This window comes from Lysinibacillus sp. GJ-1 (assembly GCF_021166035.1).
Taxonomy (GTDB): domain Bacteria; phylum Bacillota; class Bacilli; order Bacillales_A; family Planococcaceae; genus Lysinibacillus; species Lysinibacillus sphaericus.
The window spans coordinates 770,537-795,481 of the sequence record NZ_CP088912.1 but is presented as its reverse complement, the minus strand read 5'-3'; the positions used below and the strand labels follow the sequence as shown (position 1 = coordinate 795,481).

The window sequence follows — 24,945 nt, the reverse complement described above, 5'->3', positions numbered from 1 at the left end:
TTGTATCATAGGCGATACAATTCTCCTACTTGGTATTTCCATTTTTATCATTAACTTTTAGATGCACCAATAGACCAATTACTGTCATTAATATTAATGTTGATAATGCCACTCGACTTGCTAAAGTACCATAATCCTTCATCCATAATGTGACAGTTCCATAAACTGCGGGGCTTATTATTGACGAAACTTTCCCAGAAAAAGCAAATAACCCAAAGAACTGGCCTCTCTTGTTATCTGGGGATAGCGCAATAATATATGTTCTCGATGTCACCCACATAGAACCTAATGAAATACCGAACATACTACCTGCAATCCAAAACATCCATTGCTCGGTTGCAAAGACAGCAAATGTTAAAGCGATAATCATGATAAAAGCAACAATGGTAATCGCTCTCTTCGCTCCAATTGCTTTTGTAATATAGCCAAATGCCAGTGAACCAATAATTGTCGATACGGTGGATACTAAATATAGGATGATAAATTGACCTGAAGTAAACCCGACAATGGTTGTGGCATATACCGCCATCATCGCAATGGTCGTGGCAATCGCATCATTTAAAAAGAAGTACGCAATCATAAAAGTAAAGATTGCCTTATACTGCTTCATATCCTTAAATGTACTAATAATTTCCTTATAGCCTTCAAAAAAATGAGTTGTCTTACGTTGCTCTTTTGGGATCGGTGTATCTTTATTAATGAAAAATAAAGGCAATGAAAATAATAAATACAAAATCGCCGTTGGTATAAAAGCGCGATGGAAATCACTGCTTCCTACATATAAATAAACAAGCAATCCAAAAAGTGTGCCTAAATAACCAATTGCTACACCATAACCGGAAATAAGAGGCATTTCTTCTTTTGTTCCTAAATCACTCATCATCGAATCATAGAATACGAGACTCGAATTAAAGAAAAACTTCGCTATCACAAAACTTGCAACAACTAAAAATAAGCTAAGAGGTACACCTGAGTAATTGATTGTCGTCTGTAAATTTGCAAAAATCCCCATCATAAAGGTAAATAGAATAGATATTGATGCAAACCAAACTATAAATCTCTTTTTATAGCCCGTTTGGTCAATCCAGACACCAAAAAGTGGTGAAAAGACTACTAAGAAAAAACTGGCTATGGCATTGGCATACGAAATAAATGTACTTGCTACCTGTTGCATTACCTCATTCGTACCTAAAGCTTCATCCATATAAAATGGAAAAAATATTGTATTAATATTTGACGAAAATATCGTATTAGCAAAATCGTAAAATGCCCATGATAGTATTGGCAAAGATAAATATATGGCTAACTGATTTCGATGTTGTACGTCTATCGCTGTACCCTTCTTCATAAAACCCTCCCTCCAATCTCTATAATAATCAATTAATTTCTCTCTATAATAAAAAATACCTTTTTTAAAAGAAAATTAATATTATTTACAATATATCAGTAATTCTAGTGAAACATAACTGCCAAATGGCCATAAATTGGTTGACACCTTACCTCCATTTGTCCCTAAAAACAAAAAAGATATTCAAGCCCCTCGCTTGAATATCTTTTCTATCATTCCTCAGCAATCGTTACCCATTTACTAGACCATTCTTCAATAGCTTTTAGCACAGGGGTAATTGCATATCCTTTTTCTGTAAGTTCATATTCAATAACGACTGGAGTAGATGGAATTACAGTACGTAACACGATTTCCTCGGTTTCTAACTCCTTTAATCGCTCTGTTAACACACGACTGCTAATATTCAACTGATTTTTAATGGTGGAATATCGCTGTGGACCATCAAGTAGCTGATAAATAAGTAACGTATTCCAACGATGGTTCAATATCATAAGCGCTTTTTCAAATCGCGGACACATGTTTTTTTGATTCAAGTTACTATCCTCCTTTTTTACTAGGTTCTACTTAAGAGTATATCACTTTTTAAAAATCCTTTCGAAAAATGCACTTAGTTACTTGACAAAAGTTATTTTTAAAAATAAACTAAGTTACGAAATGTAAGTTAAAGAAAAGGAGTTATTACATTATGCAAAATATTGGTTCAACTATTTTACGTGTCGTTCTCGGCATTATTTTTGCAGTTCATGGTTTCCAAAAATTCCAAGGCGGCATTAGCTATACGGCTGACTTCTTTGATAGTCTCGGTATTCCAGGCTTTATGGCGTATGTCGTTGCGATTATTGAATTAGTCGGTGGAGCTGCTATTATTTTAGGTTTCGCAACAAGAATCTTCGGTGCTTTATTGACCATTACAATGATTGTTGCTATCTTTACAGCAAAACTTAGCATTGGTTTTATCGGCGCTAATGGTTTGGCTGGCTATGAGTTTGACTTAGCTTTAGGTGCGATAGCACTTTACTTTGCCCTTGCTGGAGCTTCTAGCTTCTCATTAGATTCTCAACTTTTTAATAAAGAGTAGAGAATTGTCTATGCTATGGATGTTTTTCAAAATGGTACGAGCGATTCAAAGACTTTTTGTGGCGGTTTCATTTAAGAAGGTGGTACCACGAAAAGTGGAGCCAAGCACTCAGACAAACAACATAGCAAAAAAAGTGTTAGATTGATGATTACTCAATCTAACACTTTTCCCTATTGCTGACTATTTATAATACGTTAGCAGAGCCTGCGTACCATTTTCACCATAACCTGCTTCGATCAGCTTTTCATACATTTCATATGCTAATGCTAGCCCTGGTAAAGAAATACCCATTTTCTTTGATTCATCTAAAGCGATTTTCATATCCTTTACGAAATGCTTAATATAAAAACCTGGCGCATAGTCTTCTTTAATCATACGTGGTGCTAAATTACTTAAAGACCAAGACCCTGCCGCACCAGAAGAGATGGATTGTAATACAGTAGATAAATCGAGTCCAGCTTTTAAGCCATAGGCAAGTGACTCACACACACCAATCATGCCAGATGCAATGACAATTTGATTGCACATTTTTGCATGCTGTCCGGCACCTGCTTCTCCCTGATACACGATATTTGCACCAAATTGTTGCAACACTGGAACAGCTCGATTAAAGGTCATTTGGTCACCACCTACCATAATAGACAAGGTACCGTTTTGCGCCCCAACATCTCCACCAGATACGGGAGCATCTAATGCTTCTATCCCTAACGTCTGTGCATGCGCATATATTTTCTTCGCTAAAGTTGGTTCAGATGTTGTCATATCAATGACAATATTACCTGCCTTGGCAGTTTGGAATAAGCCATTTTCACCGAAGTAAACTTCCTCGACATCTGCTGGATAACCAACCATCGTTAGCGCTATATCCTTCTCTTTAAAAGCCTCTGCAGGGGAGCTAGCCCAACTTGCTCCTAAAGCGATTAAGGGCTCTGCTTTTTCTTTTGTACGGGTATAAACCGTCACCTCATGGCCATTTTGCAGTAAGTGTTTAACAATACTAGCACCCATAACACCTGTGCCGATAAATGCAATACGCTCTTTTCCCATATGTAATTACTCCTTTACTTGAATCAATAGTACGCTAAAAGCTGACGCTTTTCTTAGACAAGCACCGAGTCGCGCCATCCGCTCACAATAAATGTGCTCTCAAAATAAGACAATACGATTATTCCTTTTACACATTTCAAATTAGCTAAGGTATTGGGAATAGTAGTAAGTTTTATTTATGTGTACTTAGTGTAGTTGAATCAGTTCAATAATTCAAACTCTTCTTAATACTTGTACTAAAGTTTGTCTGTCTTGCATATATACCGAATAAGCAAAAAAAAGAGAGCAGGTGATGGGAATCACTGCTCTAAAGGGGGAAATGAGAATGTTGCTGTGTTCAATATAATTATTCCCCAGTACATTCACTTTTAATCATCTAATCTAAAAAAATTTTACTCTGAATACTGAAACAAATCATCCTGATCTTCTTCTTCTAACGTTGTCTGTCTATAATAAGTATTCATTAACTGATCTAGTCTGCGACTCAGTTGAATGGTTTTTGCATTCTGTAACCCGTTTTCCACACCAGAGCGAATCATCATCTCACGAGTTTGTTCCATTTGTTTCAAGAGTAGATTGACCATTCATACAACCCTCCAACATACAAATAATCATACCATTATTATACATTTATATTTCATTTCTTACAGCATTATGTTCCGACAATGTTCGACAAATTAGCTTCTAGGAATTTCCAAATAAGTGTAGATTATAATCCCATTTTGCTTTGCTTCACCTCTAAAATGTTTAAATAATGGGTGTTTTACTAATACTTCTCGAAAATCATAAAATTGTTCTTTATGAATTTCGATACTTTGGATTTCTCCATTTTGCAATTGTTCAAGCATTGTTTCATATTGTTCCATTTTTTCCAATCCTTTCTCTTACTTTATTTTGTGTAATAAATTATGAATTATTCAAAAAAGGCTTTACGTTTTCCTTTTTTTCATGCAAACTGTATATTATTAGTCGATGAAGGAGCTGACTGTCTGTGAAAATAGCTGAAGTTGGAAATATTATCGAGTTTAAAAATGGTTTGCAAGGCATTGTTGAAAAAGTAAATGAAAATTCGGTGATCGTTGATTTAACATATATGGAGAATTTTGATTCCCTTGAAATTGAAGAAAAAACGGTCGTCAACCATAAACGTTACAAAATCTTATACGCAAGTGAAGCTTAATATTCTGAATAGTCCCTTTTTGTCTTTATAGATGATAAGGGACTATTTTTTTGGTAAAATTAAAGTATGGAGGTCGAATTATGCTTACAAATTCGAAACAAACAATAATACTTCTCCTTTCTTTATTATTCGTTTATGGCATGCTTGCTTTTACATTTGCTAATCCTGCTGTATTTTGGTACTTGTATGCATTTACCCTGCTCGTATGTATAGCTATCGCTATTCTATCAGGTACAATCGAAGATCAATTGCCTACGTGGAAATTTCTGATTTTCGGCATCGGATACGGTACAATCGCATATGGCATTATACGTTTTGGTTATTGGCTCGCACCATTTATAAATGATCGGCTAGTAGGATCCGTACAAAAGTTTTTAACAGTTTACGGTCCACAAAATATATGGCACTATATTTTCCTTGTTTTCATTGTAGCCATTGGTGAAGAACTATTTTGGCGTGGCTACGTACAACAACAATTAAAACGTTTTATGCGCCCTGTTTTAGCAGTTATTGTAACAGCAATTTTATGTGCCATTTCGATTGCATTTAGCGGTTTTAAGCTTGGTATCATCGCAGCTCTTGTAACAAGCCTGATTTGGGGCTTTATCTATGAATGGCGCAAGAGTATGCCTTTAGTTATTGTAGCCCATGTTGTTTTTGTTTTATTATTGTTTTTAGTGTTACCTTTAACATCATAACAAAAAAAATTGGAAACATTTTATCTTTTATTAGCGTTTAATATAGAAAGGGAGGGCTTTTCATGCAAAAAAAATTAATTACAATGCTTGCATTATTACTAACAGCTGTTTTAGTAGTGGGGTGCAATACCTCTGATAAGACAGAACAATCAGATGCTGCACAAAACGAACCAGCAAACACAGCGACTGAGGAAAAACCAACTGATAGTGAACCTGCAGGCGACGACGCGCAAGAAACGCCTACATCAGATGATGCACAAACAGAAGTACAATCTAAACCACAACAAGAAGTAAAATACGTACAAAAAGGTGTCGACAAAAAGGAAAATGCAACTGAATCTAAAAGTGTAACTCAGAGCTATAAAATCCAACAGCTACCTGGATTTACTCTTTCTCAAGAAGAACCTGGAAAAGACATGCTAGTCTCAAATGCTGATGACGAAGTATTTATGCGTATTGAAACAACTACTACTGCTGAAACAAACTATGATGCGGCGAAAACAGCTATGCAGGACTATATGAATGCAGTTGGAGGAACAGTTGCATTATCTGCTGAAGAACTTTCCGTATTTAAAGATGTCCAAAATATTGAAGGCTATGTTGTAGACTTTGATACTGAAAAAGTAATTGGCGTAGTATTTGAAAAAGATGGACTTATTATAAAGTTAACAATTCATGATAATGATGAACAAGATTTAACAGCCGCTATGCTCGCAATGGCAGCAACTATTTCTAAAAATTAATTTAATACACATCCCAAGAGGTCTTAGAAGTCTTTCTAAGACCTCTCTTTTATTTACCAATAAAAACTAAGGTTTGCTTGTAAAGACGTCTAAAAAGCTTCTCAACGGGTAAAAACAGCTATTCTATACAAACCATTCCCCTAAACAATGTTTCCATTCTTTTAACACGCAAAAAAAAGTCGCCTCAAAATCTATTTGAGACAACTCTTTTTAATAAGACAAATCTTTAATGGATAGCCCTAATTTTTTTAATAAGCCAATCGCTACATCCTTTTCCTCGACGGATAATGCACTCATCAATTCATGTAAATGTTGTTCGTGCTTTGGAAATAACTCGCCCATAAACGCCTCACCTTCAGCTGTAATTTCCGCATAGGTAACGCGACGATCTGATGGACAGGAAACCCGTAAAAGATAACCTCTTTTTTCAAGCTTATCAATTACATACGTAATAGACCCACTGGCAAGTAATATTTTATTACCGATTTGCTGCAATGGTTGTCTCCCTTTATGATACAGGAGCTCTAAAACTGCAAATTCAGTAGGATTCAAGCCATTTTCTTGAAAAAAATGGTTTGTCATCTCATTAATTGCTTTATGGGCACGGGATAATACAATATATAATTTTAAAGTTTGCTTTAAATCTTCTGACGTCATAGCCTAGTCCTCACAATTCGCTCTTTATCAATTTCATTATAGCGACTTTTGAAAAGCATTGTCAAAAGCATTCAATAACAGCACACTATGCTAAATAAAATTAGCAAGTTTTTCTCTCTATTTTAGGTAACTAAATAAGCAGAATCCTTCACAGAAACATCTAAAGTATCCAACTGATTGAATGTGTACACTGGAAACTGCATATGGAAGCATGTCCCTTTTTGTACTTCACTTTGAACACCAATTACACCTTCATGCTCTTCGATTACCTTTTTCACGAAAGCAAGGCCCAGTCCTGTCCCTGTTGATTTCGTCGTGTAAAAAGGTTGGAATAGATTTTGGATTGTATTATTATCCATTCCACTGCCTTCATCTTTTATCATTAATTCGACAATCGTACAGTCTGTCACATTCATTTCTACCGTAATTGTGCCGCCTTTATTCATTGCTTCCATAGCATTTTTAATAAGATTTATAAATACTTGCTTTAAACGATTTTCATTGCCGCCGATATATACTTCTGTCACTGACGGTATATATTGAATCATAATTTTTTTCATTAATGCATCCGGCAACATAAATTCGATTACCTGTCTTACAATATGATCTAAGTTGATTAACTCTACCTTCATACTTGTTGGCTTAGACAATACTAATAGTTCCGATAAAATTTGCTCCATACGCTGTAACTCACTATCTATGACAGATAAATACATACGTGACTCTTCATCTGCATTCAGCTTTAATAGTTCTGTAAACCCTTTTAAAGAAGTAAGTGGATTACGAATCTCATGTGCGATACTAGCTGCCATTTGACCTACCACATTTAGTGCTTCCTGATGCTCTACTTTATGTTGCAGTTGCTTCTTCTCAGTTTCATCATTAATGACAGTGACGATAATATTATTATACTCATCGAAAACACTTGAGATTTCGTAGTAGCAAGTTCTACTTACTTGCGTCTCGTCCACAACATGAATATTGGCATGTTTGTCACCCATCAATTTCGAAAGATAGGTTGTAATTTGTCCATTCTTCATTGTAAATGAATCAAATATATGTTGATGTGCTTTATGGAGTAGTTGTGATTTTTCTATTTTTAAATACATTTCGGCATATTTATTTAAACCAAGAATAATCCCACTTGCATCACTCACAATAACAGCATAAGGTAAATGATCATATGCACTGAAGGATTGAGATTGTTCCTGCTCCTTGCTAACATACAATTTAAGCGCTCTGTCATTATTGATCGTTGATAGTTGTGCGACAATTTCTTCAGTGTTCGGATCATAGAAACATTTAAAGACCATCTTTTCAAATTCATTGTTGTTTGTTTGAATATTAAATATTTCTTCAGATCTTAACTCACATTGTAGTTCTTTGACAAACTTAGCCCATTTTATATTTGAGGACTCGTCCATTGTAATATAGCCAATATACGTTAAATTAAGATTAAAAAGTTTAATAGCTGCCTCATTACAATTCAAAATTTTTCCTGCTTTATTGAGAATAAGTGTTGGTGACGAAGTACTTTTCATAAGATTTCCAAAACATTGATTTATATCATTTTGCTTCAACTTTCTCACCGAACCTTTCAAAAGAGTAAAAAACCTCTCATTCGAATTTTGAGCCTTTACTATACTTTATGACTGTACGATTCTATTATTACAAAATTTAGTAAATTTAAGTATTTAAAATTATTTCACGAACCGTTCACAAAATAAATAGGTAAAAAGGATTATATTGTTTGTCCGCTACTTGACTGTTACAATTAGAAAGTGAAAGGAAGATTAATGCATGAATACTATTTTAACTACATTAAACGCAAAGTATATCCACACTAATTTGGCATTGCGTTATTTAAAATGTGCTGCTTTACCTGAATACAATCCAACCATTGCAGAATACACAATTAAAGACCCCGCTTTTAATATTGTATCAGATTTATTTCAAAAAAACCCTGATATTGTAGGATTTAGTTGCTATATTTGGAATATTGAAGAAACTATTCACGTTATTAAAATGTTAAAAACAGTTTGTCCTAATGTTAAAATTTTGCTCGGTGGGCCTAAAGTATCTTACGATGTCCATCATTGGTTAAGAAGAGTTGAAGAGATTGATTTTATTGTTATGGGCGAAGGAGAAACATCCTTTAAACAGCTACTACGCCATTTGCATGGCGAAATTCCATTAGAAGATGTTCCTGGAATTTGTTACTTAGAAGACGGAAAAGTTCGAATTCATGCGCAAGCACCTAAAATTGACTTACGTGAATTACCAAGTCCATTCCGTTTTGAAGAGGATCTTCCACATCTAGGAAAGCGAATTCAATATATTGAGACGAGCAGAGGCTGTCCTTTTAGCTGTCAATTTTGCTTATCTTCTATTGAAGTAGGTGTGCGCTATTTCAATAGAGAAAGTATAAAGGAAGATATTCGATATCTTATGAATAATGGTGCCCGCACTATTAAATTTGTCGATCGTACATTCAATATTAGCCGTAGCTACGCAATGGAAATGTTCCAATTTTTAATCGATGAACATAAGCCAGGTGTTGTTTTCCAGTTTGAAATTACTGCTGATATAATGCGTCCTGAGGTCATTCAATTTTTAAATGACAACGCACCTAAAGGGCTTTTCCGCTTTGAAATAGGTGTCCAATCTACCAATGATTTAACAAACACGCTTGTACAACGCCGTCAAAACTTTGAAAAACTTAAACGAACAGTAACAATGGTCAAAGATGGCGGTAAGATTGATCAACATTTAGATTTAATTGCCGGTTTGCCAGAAGAAGACTATGCTAGCTTCCGTCAAACCTTTAATGATGTTTTCGCAATGCGACCAGAGGAATTACAACTTGGCTTCTTAAAGCTATTGCGCGGCACTGGTCTTCGTTTGGAGGCTGAAAAATTCGGTTACACCTATGTAGATTTAGCTCCATATGAAATCTTTTCGAATAATGCTTTAACCTTTGATGATATCGTTCGTATTAAACATGCAGAAGATGTTCTCGAAAAATATTGGAACGATCATCGTATGGATTACACCATTGAATACCTAGTTACAGAAGTATTCGAGACACCATTTGATTTCTTCCAAAACTTCGGCACTTATTGGGAAACAAAAGGCTGGTCCCGTATCGGACATCAGTTAGAAGATCTATTCCGTCGTTTACTGGAATTTTTAGAAACAGTGGAAGGTGCTAATTTACAAATTATTCAAAGCTTAATGCAACTAGATTATTTAAAAGCACAACAATTCCAGCCACGTAAATTATGGTGGAATGAGCGGCCAACAGAAGTACAACAAAAAGCACTATACACAGCTCTACGGGAAAATCCGATAATTGCTGGTGAAGAATTTGCTAAGTTTAATTTAACAGAGAAAGAATTATTCAAGCATACACTTATTATCCCGCATTACTTGGACTATCAAAATTTCTCAAATGGCAAAATTGTACAAAAAAATGGTTATCTTTTAACTTACTTCCGTCACGGACAAGCACCTTATTTTGCAACAATCCCTACTGTTTAATAAAAAAACGCTATTCTCTAAAGTGAATAGCGTTTTTTCTATTAGTAACTTATAAAATTGCATTTTCCAGCTCACAACATTCTTTTTTTTACTAAATAAATAATATATTACAGTTTACTAAAACTAATTAATGGTGTTAGTACAGCTTTCTTAATGAAACCTTCAAAAAGTAGGTCTTTAAACCTTAATTAAATAAAACAAAACTTAGAAATAATACCTATTTAGAAAATTTAAAATTAGGAAACACTTTAATAAATTTTCTAAATTTTTGGACATTTTTTCGTCACAATTACCATTTAAGTGTAAATTGCTTATTATGACTTTGAAAGAAGCGCTAAAAGCTATTAATAATATCCTATATCGCTTTTGCCAACGACCAACGTCTATGTTGTCTTTCAGTTATATATTAAATACTAAATACAATATAATAGAAGAAAGTCAACTTTAAGAAATCTTTTAGCATAAAACACTAAAAAGTCCAAGCTTGCTTGCTTATAGAATTCATAGCTTTTTAAGTATTATAAAGTACGCTTCACTACTGAAATTAGCAATCCTAAAGCTTCACTATCTGTCATTCTGCTTACTCGATCACTATGGTCTACTTTCGTTATACCACGTTTATGTGTCTCTTTTAAGAGTTCCTTTAAATCCTGCTTTGCTGTGCTTGTAAGTGTCATGTTTATTTCTCCTTTTATCCCTTTTTCATTACTGGGTTCATTGTTGCTTCTATTCATTTCAAAATATTCTAATGCCCCTCAGTTCTAATACGTTGTAGACAATTTCTTTTTGACCACTCCTAAAGTGTTTTACCCATTACGTGTCCTATTCAAACTGTAGTTTTACAATGACAGTTTCGTTTGTTTCTTATGAATTAATTTTTATCATTTCACGCATACTACCTCTGTTTCAAAAAACAATGAAAAGAGGATATTCAACTATGGGAATACTTAGTGGCAATCCAAAAGATGAGCCGTTACATTATGGTGAGGTTTTTAGCGTTTGGACGAATTTAGCGGCTGATTACGGCTTAATTGCAGGCTATCAAACATTTTACAATCACACAGGAGATGAAGATCTTCGCAAAATTATTGAAGATATTATCCAAGTATTACGAGACGAAGTAAAACAGTTAGAAAAAATATTGAAAACAAACGGTGTTGGGTTACCCCCTGCTCCACCTGAGCGACCTGTTGCAAGATTAGAGGATATCCCTCCTGGTGCGAGAGTAAATGATCCTGAAATTAGTGCAGCGTTATCAGCGGATTTAGCTGCTGGCTTAGTTGCTTGTAGTCAAGCAATGGGCATGTCAACTAGAGAAGATATTGCCATGATGTACGGACAATTCCATATGAGTAAAGCCCAACTAGGTGCTAAACTGTTACGTTTAAACAAAAATAAAGGATGGCTTGTTCCACCGCCACTACATGTTAACTATCCAGAAAAAGATTAAAATTTTTAATCTGCATTAGCCATTTGAGGATGGGACAAAAGAGAAAAAGTGTTAGATTGACACCAATCAATCTAACACTTTTTGCTTTGTTATGCTCCTTGAATGGACACTGATCGTGACCACTGTAAGCCTCTTTTTCATTATTTTTGTTTCTTATTTTTTCTTGTTGGTCTTTTGCTTTATTCGCATTGTTCACTTGTTCACTTGTGCGTTCATTTTCTTCTCGTACATCTAAATCGTCAGGACTTAAATCTGTCGCAAACTCTTCTTGCTTTAAATCCTTTATATCCTTTTTACCCTTTGTCACTGATATCACCTCCGCTTTATAAAGTATCCAAGTTGCCAACATTTATACTATTGGCTTGTTCCTAAAAGATTAATGCCAAACAAAAAAGAAGTGAATCAACCATTCACCCCTTTCCAAATGCTTCTATATGAAAACTGCTAGATGTTACCCAATAATACTCGTTTTTTAGTCGGTATTTCTATGTGTTTTTCCAGGAAAGCGCCCGATTGTTGAATAGTATTATTGATAAATATGTCATTCATAACTTAGAAATGATTAAAATGATTTTTCAAAACAAACACATTGGTGAATACGTTTATTATTTGTAAATTGGTCAATATCTTTCCCAACGTAATGAGTAAAAGCATTAACTAAGTATAGATTGGGCATATTACTTTGAATTCGATGATTCATTTCATTTCCTTCAAAATAAACGTGATAATAGGAATCAACGATATTAAAATTCATTTTTTTATACCAGTTCTGAACCCATAAATCATCTCTTGTCCAAGCCTCAAAACGATTTAAATTCACTCTTCTAGCTTTAGTTTCAGCAGCATAGAGTAATTGTTGTCCTATTCCGCGTCGGGAGAAATCCGGATGAACAGCGATATGCCAAATCATCCCTCCTAACCCTTCTCCTCTGGAGCAAACTGTTCGTTCTTCTATTTCATATTCTACATCAATAAGCCCAACGATTTGACCGTCCAACTCTGCGACTAGCTCGATTGCTGGATTTTCATAACATTCTTTCTTATTTAGTACATTATCAAAATAGGCAGTCTGTAAAAACGCAAGTGTTCGGCATCTTACCCAACCAGTCTCGTCATTAACCTTATAGTCTCTAATAATCACTTTTTTCCCTCCGGATTTTAGGGACCACGTAGTTTATAGGGGATTTATACGCTCTTCCCTTAAAATAGATTCACCCCGTTAAATATGTTCGCGATTTTCATAATGTACCGCCTCCTTCTAATTATAATTATTTAAATTTTATCAAATTTTCCCAAAATATACACTGACAAAATGACAGTTTTCATACAAAAAAAATAGCCTCCAAAAAAGAAATAGCGCAATTCTTGCTACAGAATCGCGCCCGATTGTTGAGTACCTTATTGAAGAAAAGCACCCGTTAGTTTAAGTATATTTATTCACATTTAAATGTTTTACTAAGAACATTCCGTCCACTTATTACAGGAACGTTGCTTGGTTAGTAAGTAAACGTCTACATTATTGTTGAAAAACTCACACTAGTTGAATATTTCAATAGCCTTAGTGATTTTTTTTCCTTTCCAATCCTCTTTGTTAAGAGTGTAATGATAGTGAATTTGGTCTTCAATTTCAATTTCTCCATTAAAACGAAATCCACATTTTTGAATAACTTTATTTGAGCCTAAATTGTGAGGTAGAACAACTGTATTAAGTAGCTCTACATCTGTATTCTCAAACAAATATTTTATCAATCCTTTTACTGCTGTTGTTGTGTATCCACGACAACTGTATTGCTTTGAAATTGCATAAACAACTTCTCGGTTTGGTTCACTTAGCTCTTCTTTAATACCTGTATTGCAGAAACCAATAAATTCTCCAGTTTCCTTCAATATAATTCCCAACTTCAAATAATTAGCACCACTAATATTAGGTACAGCTAACAAAAACTTTTTATTGTCTGGAATTTCATAATTCGTGACCCAGTTTAATCGTTGTTCTTTTGTTGAACGCCAATCTGGCAGAAAATTATAAACTTCAGGTTGTGAAGTAAGCTCATAAATAGCATCAGCATCTTCAATTCTAAATTCTCTAAGCAATATGTCACCACAATCTATTGTAAATAAATTGTTCATATCTATCCCCCCTCTTCCTTTGCTAATATTCATTTTGCAAAAAAACAATTCCTTAAGTAACAATGTCCGCCCATACTTCCACTTCAGTTCATTAAACTAGATAAACTACGTCTGGGTATCAAAAATCAATTAGCTGGCTCCCTTACCTTTTATAAGAGTTGTTTAGATTATATCTGACTTACATCACTTGAAAAAACCTCAAACTTATTTCATAAAAGAAAATAAGCCAATGCGGCATAAAACTACATTGGCTTATTTTAAAAATTTGTTCTTTTTCTTTTTTCTTTTAATACAATTCTTTGAATACTTTTTGATGACAAATAATATTTTTCACACAAAGAAGCTATATTCAACCCCGATAGATAATCATTATATATATTAGAATTTCTTAGATCCAATTCTCCTCTGGTTGCAGTACTGGACCCCCAACTCTTTTTACTATCTTTTCTTCGTGGAATATAAATATATTCACCATCAACATATTTCTGTATTAACTCCACCAACTCAGTTGGAAGTATATGCTTTGCTTTTTTATAGCTCATTTTTGCACTCCTAATTTTAGTATTTCTTTTAGGAAGAGCAAAGGCTATTTTCAATTATTTTATTATGCAATAGCCTTTGCTATGCAAAAATAGTATTCCTTCTCATACACTCATTCCTCCTTGGAATTTTAGATTTTAATACAATTCCGCTTTACATTTAATACATATTATACCATATTTATTTTTGCCAAAGACCTCCAATTATTAAAGTGCTTGGTTTTTATTTAGTTTGTTATTTTAATAAACGATTGTTCGTCATTCTTCAATAGAAATTGAATCGTATATTTGTCATCTTGTATTACCTCTTTTGTATCCGGTAAAGCTAAGTAATCTTGGACAGCCAATTCAATTTTTTCTATTATTTCTTCCGAAGGTGCCTGTTCAAAATCCGTTTTGATTGAAACATAGGAGTGTCCTTTCCTCACCTTATAGGATAGCCCAGTCACTTGATAAGTCGATTTCCCAGCCATTGCATTATATATATCAGATGAAATACAACCCCAACGGTTATCTTGTTGACGATGTTTTAAATTAAAAGTACTTACTTCAATATCCTTAATTTTCAAATCCTGTGCTTCAATTTCTTTTTCGATATCCTCAACAATTTCATTGGACTCTTCGATATGGTCAGGCATATCAATTGAAACAATATTGGAAAACCATGTTTCTTGTAACCCAGCTAATTCATAATCTGCTTCCTTGGCATATCCATAGGCTGAGAATACTTCTTTCACTATCTCGCGTACTTTTTCGTATGTGTCATCCTCTTTAGTCTTCGGAGGAATTTGTGCTTCAGTTCCTTCAGAAATTTTTAATTCATATTGGTCATAACCATTTTCATATAGATAATTTGTTATCTTTGTTTCAAGATCTTCTGTTGCCTGTTTTAATGTAGAGTCTTTCAATATAAGCGATATTTCTATCGTATATGGCGATGGCGTAATTCCCACTGAATTAAAAGAGTATCCTTCCCTTTTGACTAATTCTGCAAGTTGAGATATTAAATCAGGATTAGACTGTCCATCTGAATAACTTGATGTAATAGAAATTGGTAATATCCTCTCCGCTATCCTTGCCATTGTCGGCGAAAAGATTGGCGAAGTAAGCATAAGAATCATACAAACTGCTACAGCAATCCAAACGTACTGATTTGTATGATGTTTTTTTCTTTTATGTACATTCTGCAAAATCTTACGTTTAAGTTGATCTTTGGATTTTTCCGTTAGCTTTAATTCTTCTCTCATTTCACTAAATTGTTCATCTAAAGATTTCACTGGTAAAACCTCCTTTAATCAAATCATTTTTTAGTTCAGCTAAAGCTCTTTTTAACTTCATTTTCACTTTACTTTCGGACCAGTTTAAAATAAGAGCTGTTTCTGCCGTTGAAAATTCTTTTAACTTCCTCAAGATGATGACATGCCTGTATGTAGACTTTAATTGTTGAATTACTCTGTATAATTGTTCCGTTTGAAAGTTCATCGCTACGATTTGATCAGGTGTTGGCTTGTAATCTTTCTCTTCCATTGTTAAACCCAAAAAATGCTGCAACGGATGTTTTTTTCGGAAATAGTCCTTGGTCACATTATGTGCTATCGTAAATAGCCATGTTTTCTCAGAGGATTTTTGTTCAAATTGCTGTTGATGTCTATAGGCTTTTATAAAGGTTTCCTGTGCTAAATCCTCTGCTTGTTGATAGTCCCTCACGATTAATAGTATATAGGTTAAAACCGATTCACCGTATAGTTCGATCCATTCGTTCAATTTCTCTTGTTCCAAAGCTGCTCCCTCCTTTTCTATTTACTTAGACGCAAATTTAAATGAACTCGTCACGTTTTAAATAATAAAACTTAAATAATTTAAATTAGATATGCTACCGTCTTAGGCAATCGAGTAGGAGGGGGGGATTAACTCCCGACCTCTCACACCACCGGGTTTTTATTCAGATAACACACACTGTATACTCTTGAAAAGTACTATCGTAGCCCTGTTTATATATTTGCATAAAAAGCTGTATAAACAATATTCAAAGAAAAATCCAAGAAATGTTGCTTTAACAGCATTTCTTGGATTTCGGTCTCTCTCCAAACTTTCATTTGGGAACGTTATTTTGAATTAAATTTTATAATCAGTTTATAATTTCCTATTATTTGTAAATACCTATTAGAATCTTATGCAAGGATTAAATTCTTAATCGTTACATTTAATCGCGTCGCAGTATTCATGATTGTAGACCTAAGTGTTTGTATTTCATTTAGGGTAGATATTGTTGCTAGTATTGTAACTTCCGTTTTTACACGATGAACACTATCTATTTTTATATTTTGTGCTATCAGCTGATTTTGAAAAGTCGTTAATTTATCATTATGTCTTTTTCCGATAAAGAATATGATTTTTATCTTATATTTTCTAACGGCAATCAAATACTGATTCAATGCCCATATAAACCTATTTGTTTCAGCATCAAATCGGCTAGGGTCTCCAAACATTTTCGCTTGGCCACAGTGCTGGCAAATAGCTACGTAACGAACATGACGTATACCTATACCTGGCTGTTCAACATTTACATATACTTCATAAGGAATAAATACATCATAGGTACAAAAACTACAAATTATCGGCTCATCAAAAATCGTAATCCAACTTTTTTCTGGGCGTAAAGATTCATCTGTTCCAGTCATTCTTTTATCACTTCTATGTACTCAATAATAGATACATGTTTTTGCAACGTTTGGTCAAATCGATTTTTTTCTTGAAACATTCGAATATCCCCACATGATGTACAAGTAAATGATTGCAATGTCAGCTGCTCTTTTTCATCTTCATCTAAAATCACTCTTTCCATATAAACCTCACGATGCTGAAATTCATTGTGCTGACAAAATAAACAAATTAGTTGTTTATCACGAATTGTTATTTGATATGTCCCTCTTCTTCTAACCATCTAATCACCCCTAATTAAAAGTAAGCACAAAACATAAGATTAAAGAATTTTTATTAACTTCATTTACTTTTGAAAGGACAGAAACATAACGTAGTTTACGTCTGTCGAAGTTAATTATTTAGTAGTTCAATGACTATTGAAGTTACTTTTAAATTAGAGCCACAGTTTTTTTATGTCTATTCTTTACAAAAATCTACAAATTTTTTTGCCTGTATTAAGGACATATCTGTTTGTTCTCTCACAAACTTCACCGCTTTAATTTCACCGACCGACTTTATTTTCTCTTTTACTAAGGCAATCAGTTCCTCATTATAGATTTTAGTATAATCCATTTTTCCGACCTCCTCTAATCGTTAATACCTTATACGACTACTTTAACCTTTTAGTTTCAAATGTATATTAAGACAACAAAAAGACTTTTTAAAAATAAGGAAAATCAATTGTAAGGTTTCGAACGAAATGCACTCAAAAAATTCGAAGATTACCTCGAAAATTGACCATCAGGGGACAAAAAGGAGGCAAATCAAAAATCTGCCCCCACTAAACCTCTATATATCAATACTTTAAGATGTTTACCCAATAATTACTCGTTCCTTTGGATAGTGGTATTTAGATTTTTTCCCTCTACCTCCACCACCTACTGAATACAAGAATGATATTAAGCCCACTCGCCCTATAAACATTAAGATAATAATGATGATTTTACCAACTACTGATAAGTCTGACGTAATCCCTAGAGACATACCACATGTTCCGAACGCAGATGTTATTTCAAAAATAATTTGTATAAGTGTCGCGTGCGGTTCCGTAATCAGTAATATAATTGTGGCGATTAACACCATAAAACAAGCCAATAGGATAACGACAAATGAGCGGAAGACATCTATTAAATGGATTTCCCTTCCAAAAATTTGAATATCCTCTTTTCCGCGTGCAAACATTATTAAAAATAATATGGCAATAGCGAAAGTGGTCGTTCTTATCCCGCCACCTACAGAGCTTGGGGATGAACCAATAAACATTAAAAAACTCATGAAAATATCGGTTGCTTCACTAAAGGATGTTACATCGTATGTTGTAAGTCCCGCTGAACGCGTAGATATGGAATGGAACATAGCTGAAAAGATTGCCTCATGCCAAACCATCCCTTTAAAGGAGTGAAATGACTCAAGTAGTAAAATAACGAGAGCTCCAACTATAAATAAAATTGCATAAGTAGTCGTCGTTATTTTGGTAAAAAGACTAAAGCGGAAATTGGCATGTCGATTAAGCAAAAATGATTTTACTTCAATCAGCACTGGGAAGCCAATTGCTCCAAGTACAATTAATACCATTGTTATGAGCTGCACAAAATAATCATTATGGAATGGCAATAAACTCATCCCAGTAATATCAAAGCCACCATTCGTAGTGGCAGAAACAGCAGCAAAAACACCATGTATAAGAGCTTCTTCAAATGTATCAAAATAATTCATAAAATGAGCCGTTAAAATAATGGCCCCTGCCAATTCAATGCCAATTAAGATTTTCAATATTTCTCGTATTAACTGGACAACACCCGATAGATTATATTGATTATGATCAATCATAATCAACTGCCGTTCGCGCATACCGATTTTTTTGCCGACAAGCAACCAAACAAAGGTACCTAGCGACATAATACCGATAGCCCCGAGCTGTAAAATCACAAGTACCATAACCAGTCCAAATGTTGTATAGGTCTCGGAAATATTGAAAGTTGTTAAACCAGTCACACTAACAGCACTGACTGCTGTAAATAAACTATCTAAAAAGGACACTTCCACACCCGCTCGATGGACACCAGGGAGTCGTAACAATAGGAAGGAAATTGCTATTGCTATGAAATAATAAGACACAAGTGCCTGAAACGGTGTGATTTGTCTATTCGATGATTTTTTCCAAGGCACCCCATCAACTCCTTCCACTTATGATGCCAAACTTGATAGATATTAGTATAGAAAAAATCGGTGAAAAAAGAAAGGGGTTGTAAATCGTATCAAATACGAAGTAATAAAAAGTGTTTTTGATATAAAGCAAAAATCCGCATAGACTTTCACAAAAAGCAAGCGCACTGACCCTGCTAATGTAGCGAGCGATGTGGCTCGTGCGTTGCCCGCAGAAAGAATGCGGATTAAATCGTTCCATTATAAAATTGTCCGGCGATTATTTTGCTTGTTTTTTATTACGAACACCTACTAAATAACCGACAAATGCAATCGCAATTAATACAACCCAGAAAGTTAATTCCCAGCCTGTTGAATGTGGGAATTCTTCAGGTAAAATACCCACTTTTTCATGAGCTAACGTTAATACAACAAGTTTTACCCCTACCCAGCCAACAATTAAAAACGCTGCTGTTTCAAGTGAAGGATAGTCGTTTAAAATTTTTACAAACCATTGCGCTGCAAAACGCATCATAATAACACCGATAAAGCCACCTAACAACATAATAATGAATTGTCCGCCATTAATGCCGCCAATATCAAAATTACCTAAGTGTGGAAGCGTTACGGCAATTGCAACCGCAGCAAGCATTGAATCGATTGCAAATGCTATATCTGCAAGTTCCACTTTTAAAACAGTCATCCAGAAGCCTGATCCTTTTTTTACAGTAGCATCATCATTTTCTTCTTCCTCATCTTTGCCTTTTCGCAAATCATAAATATTTTTGGCTGACATAAACAATAAGTAAGCTGCCCCAATAGCTTGAATTTGCCAGTAATTAACTAATACTGTAATAACAAAGAGCGCAGAGAATCGGAATATTAGTGCACCAAATAATCCGTAAAAAAGTGCCTTCTTTTGTAGGTCATGCGGTAAGTGTTTCACCATAACAGCCATTACTACTGCATTATCTGCTGCTAGTAATCCTTCTAATACAACTAGTACGATTAATACCCAGCCGTATTGTAATAATATTGCTTCCATTCTCTGTTCCTCCTTTAAACTCTGTATACCCAAAATAGCGAGTATTTACTAGTCAAATGAAAAAGAAAAGACCCCTGCCTAAAAAGAAGGCAAAGGTCTTGCTAAGCAAATTTAATTGGTTACTTCTTACAAACCAGCTATCGGTTATTGCACTTTTTGCAAAGTAACACCATTTGCTATCACATCCGATGGCATTATGCCACGTCATGACGAATGTGAAACCAGATGCATCGCTCGCATCTGCTAGCTACTCCCCTTTAACAAAATGTCTAAGGACATTTCTTTTGTTCATTTATTATATCACTATCATTTAATACTGACAAAGAAATCCATTATTATTTAATTTGAATATGATAGTTTTCATCTTCTTTATGTCTTAGATAAAAATCCACCATCTTTGGCATCGTTTGTATAAAATCAGGGCATGCTATATTCCCTTTTTGTAATATAGCAATTGCTTCTGTTGTATCAAAGGTTGCATGCCATGTTAAGTAATCTAAAGTTTCTTGCTCGACCCCTAACTTTTTGCGAATAAACGGCACTTGTAACGATTTTTTGGCTAGTGCTAAAGGAAAACGTCCTTTTGGATAATGATTTGTCAATAATTTCACCATTGTACGGTATACCTCTTGTACAGGATGAGGATTTGGGTCTGTTAAATGTAATGTTTTCCCTTCAGCACTTTTCTCATCCACTAAAAAAGTGGAGGCATTGATAATATAATCGACGGGCACAACATTAATAGCTGAGCTAGACATTCCTATATAAGGTATAATCGGCAACCATTTTAATTTATCAACCATATTCAAAAAGAAATAGGGCTCATCAAATTTAATTGTTTCCCCTGTCACGGAATGCCCTCGCACAATCCCTGGTCGGATAATCGTGATAGGTACCTCTGACTTTAAATCTTCCACACGATGCTCTGCTTCATATTTCGTTTCCTCATAGTAGTTTTTAAATGCCTTCGGGCGAATCAATTCATTTTCGCGTAATACGCCTTCTCGTGTTCCAGCAACATACGCAGTACTAAAATACATATAACGCTTAAGATGGGGCAATGTTCGAACAAAATCATTGACCATCGCAGTTCCATGTACATTGACCTTCCAAGCAATATCTCGTGGAACGGCTAAATCATAAATCGCTGCTAGATGCCAAAACACTTCAATTTGAGGCACGATTTCCTGTATTAATTGATTGGCTAATCCTAAATTGGGTAGAGTGATGTCTCCCTCAACAATCTGTATTTCACATTGAGGATAGTCTACTTCAATCTTGCTTTTTTCAATCATCGCTTTTGGATATTGCCCCGCTAAAACAATGGCGATAACCTTTTGTGTTTTATTTTCTTGAAATAATTCTCGAATTAATTGACTTGAAATAAACCCTGGAAACCCCGTAAAAAAATGAACACCCATCTCCCATTTCCTCCCCGTATCTAAGGCAATTTTCTAGTTTCTTTATCCATTAAGCTATACACAGCTGGCACAATATATAATGTCAGCAAAGTTGATGTAATCAGGCCACCTATTACAGCGATACCCATCGGCTGATTCATCTCAGTACCTTCGCCAATACCAAGCGCTAGTGGTAGCAATCCTAATATCGTTGTTAATGCTGTCATTAAAATCGGGCGAAGTCGGTCTTGTGTAGCAAGTAAAATGGCATCATACGCCTGCATGCCCTGCTGCTTTTGCTGATTAATATAATCGACAAGCACAATACCATTATTCACAACAATGCCCACAAGTACTAAAATGCCGATAACAGATGTCACACCTAGCAGTGTTTTCGTCGCAAACATTGCCATCGCAACACCTATAATCATAAGTGGTACCGTAAACATAATAACGAAAGGATATTTAAACGACTCAAACTGCGCCGCCATCACAATGTAGACTAGCACTATGGCGAGAGCAACTGCTAAAAGCATGTCATCAATTGCACTATCATATAACTCTCGATCCCCACTAAACACAACTTGCGTTTCAGCAGGCAAATTCGCTTTTTCAAGTGCGTGATCGACCTTTTTAGAAATGCCCCCTAATGACTCCTTGGCTTTATAATCAACGAAAAATGCAACTGCTGCAGCTTGATCGGAACGTCTAATGGATACTGGTCCTTCTTGTATAGATACGTTAGCAATTTCATCAAGCTTAACAAATAGTCCTGCTGGTGAACGTAGCTTCATTGCCTTTAAAGCGTCCATACTTTCGTTAAACGCCTGTCCAAAACCGGTATACACCGATAACACCGTTCCACCATCATCAATCATCTGCGTCGTCAACTGCCCTTTTGTCATTTGATTGACCGTTTGGGCTATTTGAGCCGGTACAAAACCATAATCCTTCGCTTTTTCGCGATCCACCTCTATCTGAATCTCTTGTATCGTTTCGTCTAAATCAGTCAAAACATTTGTGACTGCATCTATACGACTTAGTTCGTGCTGTACTTTCTCAACTGATGCATATAAACGTTGTTCATTTGAATCTGTTAGTCGGAATGTCAATGTATTTGGAGCTGAACCAGATGATGTAGAAACATTAAATGTAATTTCTGCTTGCTCCCCTAACTCATTATTTAGTTCCCTTTCCACTTCTTCTACAAACTCAAAAATGGAGCGCTTGCGATCTGCAAGTGGTACTAGCTTGACATAAATTTCTGCTTGATTTGCACTTGTTTGTCCACGAGATTGAGACTGTTGAGTACCCCCGATTAGGCTAACATAAACATCGACATCTTGTTCTTCTTTTAAACGACTTTCAATGGCTGCGACTACCTTTTCTGTTTTTGTTATAGCAGCCCCTTGGTCAAGATTTACACTAATAGAAGCAAAACCTTCATCTGTTGCAGGTAGAAATTCTGTCCCTATTTTCGATAATCCAAAGAGCGATAAGCCAAAGAGCACGATTGCCGATAAAATGACCAACAAGCGATGCTGCAATACCCAAACTATAGACGCATTGTAGCGCTTATAAAACGAAGATGTCTTGCGAATTTCATTGATATTATGATCTTTCATTTTTAACAAACGACTTGCCAGCATAGGTACAACGGTTAATGCCACTGACAATGAGGCAATTAAACTAAAGGAAATGGTAAGTGCAAATTCCGTAAATATTTGCCCAATTAAGCCTTCAATAAACATGACTGGAATAAACACAGCAATCGTTGTTAATGTAGATGCTGTTATAGCTAGTGCTACTTCCTTTGTTCCTTGTTTTGCTGCTTCGATTGGTTCCTTGCCAAGCCCTAAATGCCGTTCAATATTCTCTATTACAACGATGGCATTGTCGACAAGCATCCCAATACCTAATGCTAATGCACCTAAGGTCATGATGTTGAGTGTAAAATCAGCAAAATACATTAGCACAAATGTGACAATGACCGAGTACGGAATGGCAATCCCAATAATAATTGGGCTTTTCACACCACGTAAAAAGACAAATAACACAAGCATAGCGAATAAGCCACCTAGCAGTAATGAAGAACCGATATTACTTATTGCTAAATCTACATAATTGCCTTGATCGACTAGTATGTCTGCTGTTACACCTTTGTATTGCTCCTTCGCTAGTAAATCATTTAAAGCTTGTTGAAAGGCTTTAGATACTTCAGCAGTATTAGCACCAGATTCTTGCAAAACGGACATTAACACAGCCGGATGATTATTAGCACGCGTTTCTGTTATTGCTTTTTGCTCTGTGCGCTCGACCGTCGCTACATCTCCCACCGTTAATGTTTGACCATCTATTGGATTGACGGATACGATTAAATCTGCAATATCTTGTGGTGTAGTTAACGTACTAATAATCCTAGTCGTCAACATTTTGTCATCTGCAGTTAAAACTGGCTCTCCAGGAAGTGAGACATTATTCGATTGAATTATTTGGATAATATCTGCTTGGGTTAAGCCCTTTGCTATTAGTTTTGATTCATCCAATGTTACTTGTACTTCTTCTACCAATTTGCCAGAAACATTGACACTCGCAACCCCTTCTGTACGACGAAGCTCTTTTTCCAGTGATTCTGCTAATACTCGTACATCCACTTGGTCATTTTCTGCGCGTAAGGAAAGTTGAATAATTGGAAACTGTGACGGGTCAAATTTCAAAAAATTTGGCTTTTGTGCATCGTTTGGTAAAGGTGTCATATCTATACGTTGCAAAATATCCAATTGAACATCCTCAATATTCGTCGTCCAATTAAACTCTAGCACAATTAAATTTGAACCTTCCTGCGAAGTAGATTGTAGTTTTTTTATGCCTGGCAAGGTGGCCAATGCCGCCTCTAAAGGTTTTGTTACCTTTTCATTTACTTCCGTTGAACTCGCCCCAGGATATGACGTCACCACGACACCAATAGGGGGATTTAATTCAGGAATTAACGTGATCGGGATTTTTAACAACGATACGCCACCTAAAATAATAACGAGTAGCATTGTAACAAGCGTAAAAACAGGTCTTTTAATTGAAAAGTTGCTAATGTTCATGTGTTTATACTCCTTTTCTTTCTCTTCTTTCCTATGATAGCCGAAAAGGGAGTTTTTTTATAAAGTTTTACATTATATTGAAACAATTTCATTTTTGTCATTGCAACATTGCGCTACAGGTGGCGCTTTCCGCGGGCAAGCACCGAG

At 35.2% G+C, this 24,945-nt stretch carries 27 protein-coding genes; 6 read left to right on the top strand and 21 right to left on the bottom strand.

The window, feature by feature from the left end; translation table 11 throughout:
- Nucleotides 1-25: 25 nt before the first annotated feature.
- Both LO754_RS03650 and LO754_RS03645 read right to left on the bottom strand, forming a co-directional pair.
- On the bottom strand, nucleotides 26-1,348 hold the full coding sequence (locus LO754_RS03650) for an MFS transporter (protein WP_231785634.1): 1,323 nt from the start codon (nucleotides 1,346-1,348) through the stop codon (nucleotides 26-28).
- Between the two features lie 212 nt (nucleotides 1,349-1,560).
- On the bottom strand, nucleotides 1,561-1,881 hold the full coding sequence (locus tag LO754_RS03645) for a winged helix-turn-helix transcriptional regulator (protein ID WP_024362257.1): 321 nt from the start codon (nucleotides 1,879-1,881) through the stop codon (nucleotides 1,561-1,563).
- Between the two features lie 152 nt (nucleotides 1,882-2,033).
- Between LO754_RS03645 and LO754_RS03640 the strand changes: the two genes are divergently transcribed.
- Nucleotides 2,034-2,426 (top strand): DoxX family protein, encoded by a 393-nt coding sequence (locus LO754_RS03640; RefSeq protein WP_024362258.1) that lies wholly within the window; start codon nucleotides 2,034-2,036, stop codon nucleotides 2,424-2,426.
- A 180-nt stretch (nucleotides 2,427-2,606) separates the two neighbouring features.
- On the opposite strand, the gene LO754_RS03635 is transcribed toward LO754_RS03640, so the two are convergent.
- The 3 genes from LO754_RS03635 to LO754_RS03625 form a co-directional block, all read right to left on the bottom strand.
- Nucleotides 2,607-3,473: an NAD(P)-dependent oxidoreductase gene (locus tag LO754_RS03635; RefSeq protein WP_024362259.1), complete on the bottom strand. Its 867-nt coding sequence runs from the start codon at nucleotides 3,471-3,473 to the stop codon at nucleotides 2,607-2,609.
- Nucleotides 3,474-3,865: 392 nt separating this feature from the next.
- Nucleotides 3,866-4,057 carry an aspartyl-phosphate phosphatase Spo0E family protein gene (locus LO754_RS03630; protein ID WP_024362260.1) on the bottom strand — a complete coding sequence of 64 codons (192 nt, stop codon included), beginning with the start codon at nucleotides 4,055-4,057 and terminating at the stop codon, nucleotides 3,866-3,868.
- A gap of 93 nt (nucleotides 4,058-4,150) precedes the next feature.
- Nucleotides 4,151-4,339 (bottom strand): hypothetical protein, encoded by a 189-nt coding sequence (locus tag LO754_RS03625; protein ID WP_025218704.1) that lies wholly within the window; start codon nucleotides 4,337-4,339, stop codon nucleotides 4,151-4,153.
- A gap of 125 nt (nucleotides 4,340-4,464) precedes the next feature.
- Between LO754_RS03625 and LO754_RS03620 the strand changes: the two genes are divergently transcribed.
- The 3 genes from LO754_RS03620 (at nucleotide 4,465) to LO754_RS03610 (ending at nucleotide 6,094) form a co-directional block, all read left to right on the top strand.
- Nucleotides 4,465-4,653, top strand: a complete 189-nt coding sequence (locus LO754_RS03620; protein ID WP_024362262.1) for a YkvS family protein — start codon at nucleotides 4,465-4,467, stop codon at nucleotides 4,651-4,653.
- A gap of 80 nt (nucleotides 4,654-4,733) precedes the next feature.
- Nucleotides 4,734-5,351 (top strand): CPBP family intramembrane glutamic endopeptidase, encoded by a 618-nt coding sequence (locus LO754_RS03615; protein WP_024362263.1) that lies wholly within the window; start codon nucleotides 4,734-4,736, stop codon nucleotides 5,349-5,351.
- Nucleotides 5,352-5,413: 62 nt separating this feature from the next.
- Complete coding sequence (locus tag LO754_RS03610) at nucleotides 5,414-6,094, top strand: hypothetical protein (RefSeq protein ID WP_024362264.1); 681 nt, start codon at nucleotides 5,414-5,416, stop codon at nucleotides 6,092-6,094.
- A 210-nt stretch (nucleotides 6,095-6,304) separates the two neighbouring features.
- Here LO754_RS03610 and LO754_RS03605 read toward each other — a convergent pair whose 3' ends face one another.
- Entirely contained in the window at nucleotides 6,305-6,751 is a 447-nt protein-coding gene (locus LO754_RS03605; RefSeq protein ID WP_024362265.1) for a MarR family winged helix-turn-helix transcriptional regulator, read from the bottom strand.
- 122 nt (nucleotides 6,752-6,873) lie between these two features.
- The gene (locus LO754_RS03600) at nucleotides 6,874-8,241 is read right to left on the bottom strand and encodes a PAS domain-containing sensor histidine kinase (RefSeq protein ID WP_231785633.1); all 1,368 of its coding nucleotides are present in this window, start codon (nucleotides 8,239-8,241) and stop codon (nucleotides 6,874-6,876) included.
- 310 nt (nucleotides 8,242-8,551) lie between these two features.
- Here LO754_RS03600 and LO754_RS03595 point away from each other — a divergent pair, with 310 nt between their 5' ends.
- A complete protein-coding gene (locus tag LO754_RS03595; protein ID WP_231785632.1) occupies nucleotides 8,552-10,291 on the top strand; it encodes a B12-binding domain-containing radical SAM protein in 1,740 nt (579 codons plus the stop codon).
- 518 nt (nucleotides 10,292-10,809) lie between these two features.
- Here the strand turns inward: LO754_RS03595 and LO754_RS03590 are convergent.
- Nucleotides 10,810-10,968: a hypothetical protein gene (locus LO754_RS03590; protein WP_158497863.1), complete on the bottom strand. Its 159-nt coding sequence runs from the start codon at nucleotides 10,966-10,968 to the stop codon at nucleotides 10,810-10,812.
- 260 nt (nucleotides 10,969-11,228) lie between these two features.
- On the opposite strand from LO754_RS03590, the gene LO754_RS03585 reads away from it, so the two are divergent.
- Entirely contained in the window at nucleotides 11,229-11,741 is a 513-nt protein-coding gene (locus LO754_RS03585; RefSeq protein WP_024362268.1) for a DUF3231 family protein, read from the top strand.
- Here the strand turns inward: LO754_RS03585 and LO754_RS03580 are convergent.
- From LO754_RS03580 to LO754_RS03520, 13 genes are all read right to left on the bottom strand, one after another.
- Nucleotides 11,719-12,048: a hypothetical protein gene (locus LO754_RS03580; protein ID WP_231785631.1), complete on the bottom strand. Its 330-nt coding sequence runs from the start codon at nucleotides 12,046-12,048 to the stop codon at nucleotides 11,719-11,721. The two genes, LO754_RS03585 and LO754_RS03580, sit on opposite strands and share 23 nt — an antisense overlap.
- 255 nt (nucleotides 12,049-12,303) lie before the next feature.
- Nucleotides 12,304-12,882, bottom strand: a complete 579-nt coding sequence (locus LO754_RS03575) for a GNAT family N-acetyltransferase (RefSeq protein ID WP_231785630.1) — start codon at nucleotides 12,880-12,882, stop codon at nucleotides 12,304-12,306.
- Between the two features lie 395 nt (nucleotides 12,883-13,277).
- Nucleotides 13,278-13,871, bottom strand: a complete 594-nt coding sequence (locus LO754_RS03570; RefSeq protein WP_107894598.1) for a GNAT family N-acetyltransferase — start codon at nucleotides 13,869-13,871, stop codon at nucleotides 13,278-13,280.
- A gap of 257 nt (nucleotides 13,872-14,128) precedes the next feature.
- Nucleotides 14,129-14,413: a CD3324 family protein gene (locus LO754_RS03565; RefSeq protein WP_107894599.1), complete on the bottom strand. Its 285-nt coding sequence runs from the start codon at nucleotides 14,411-14,413 to the stop codon at nucleotides 14,129-14,131.
- A 224-nt stretch (nucleotides 14,414-14,637) separates the two neighbouring features.
- Complete coding sequence (locus tag LO754_RS03560) at nucleotides 14,638-15,687, bottom strand: DUF4030 domain-containing protein (protein WP_231785629.1); 1,050 nt, start codon at nucleotides 15,685-15,687, stop codon at nucleotides 14,638-14,640.
- On the bottom strand, nucleotides 15,671-16,189 hold the full coding sequence (locus tag LO754_RS03555) for an RNA polymerase sigma factor (RefSeq protein ID WP_231785628.1): 519 nt from the start codon (nucleotides 16,187-16,189) through the stop codon (nucleotides 15,671-15,673). The genes LO754_RS03560 and LO754_RS03555 overlap by 17 nt, the downstream gene beginning before the upstream one ends.
- Before the next feature lie 392 nt (nucleotides 16,190-16,581).
- Complete coding sequence (locus LO754_RS03550) at nucleotides 16,582-17,091, bottom strand: hypothetical protein (RefSeq protein WP_231785627.1); 510 nt, start codon at nucleotides 17,089-17,091, stop codon at nucleotides 16,582-16,584.
- Nucleotides 17,088-17,354, bottom strand: a complete 267-nt coding sequence (locus tag LO754_RS03545; protein WP_231785626.1) for a hypothetical protein — start codon at nucleotides 17,352-17,354, stop codon at nucleotides 17,088-17,090. Before LO754_RS03545 ends, LO754_RS03550 begins: the two co-directional genes overlap by 4 nt.
- A gap of 176 nt (nucleotides 17,355-17,530) precedes the next feature.
- A complete protein-coding gene (locus tag LO754_RS03540) occupies nucleotides 17,531-17,686 on the bottom strand; it encodes a hypothetical protein (protein ID WP_162832712.1) in 156 nt (51 codons plus the stop codon).
- 240 nt (nucleotides 17,687-17,926) lie between these two features.
- Nucleotides 17,927-19,282 carry a TrkH family potassium uptake protein gene (locus LO754_RS03535; protein ID WP_024362269.1) on the bottom strand — a complete coding sequence of 452 codons (1,356 nt, stop codon included), beginning with the start codon at nucleotides 19,280-19,282 and terminating at the stop codon, nucleotides 17,927-17,929.
- A 256-nt stretch (nucleotides 19,283-19,538) separates the two neighbouring features.
- Entirely contained in the window at nucleotides 19,539-20,303 is a 765-nt protein-coding gene (locus tag LO754_RS03530; RefSeq protein ID WP_024362270.1) for a TerC family protein, read from the bottom strand.
- 335 nt (nucleotides 20,304-20,638) lie between these two features.
- On the bottom strand, nucleotides 20,639-21,724 hold the full coding sequence (locus LO754_RS03525; protein ID WP_231785625.1) for an SDR family oxidoreductase: 1,086 nt from the start codon (nucleotides 21,722-21,724) through the stop codon (nucleotides 20,639-20,641).
- A gap of 20 nt (nucleotides 21,725-21,744) precedes the next feature.
- Complete coding sequence (locus LO754_RS03520; protein WP_024362272.1) at nucleotides 21,745-24,798, bottom strand: efflux RND transporter permease subunit; 3,054 nt, start codon at nucleotides 24,796-24,798, stop codon at nucleotides 21,745-21,747.
- Nucleotides 24,799-24,945 lie beyond the last annotated feature (147 nt).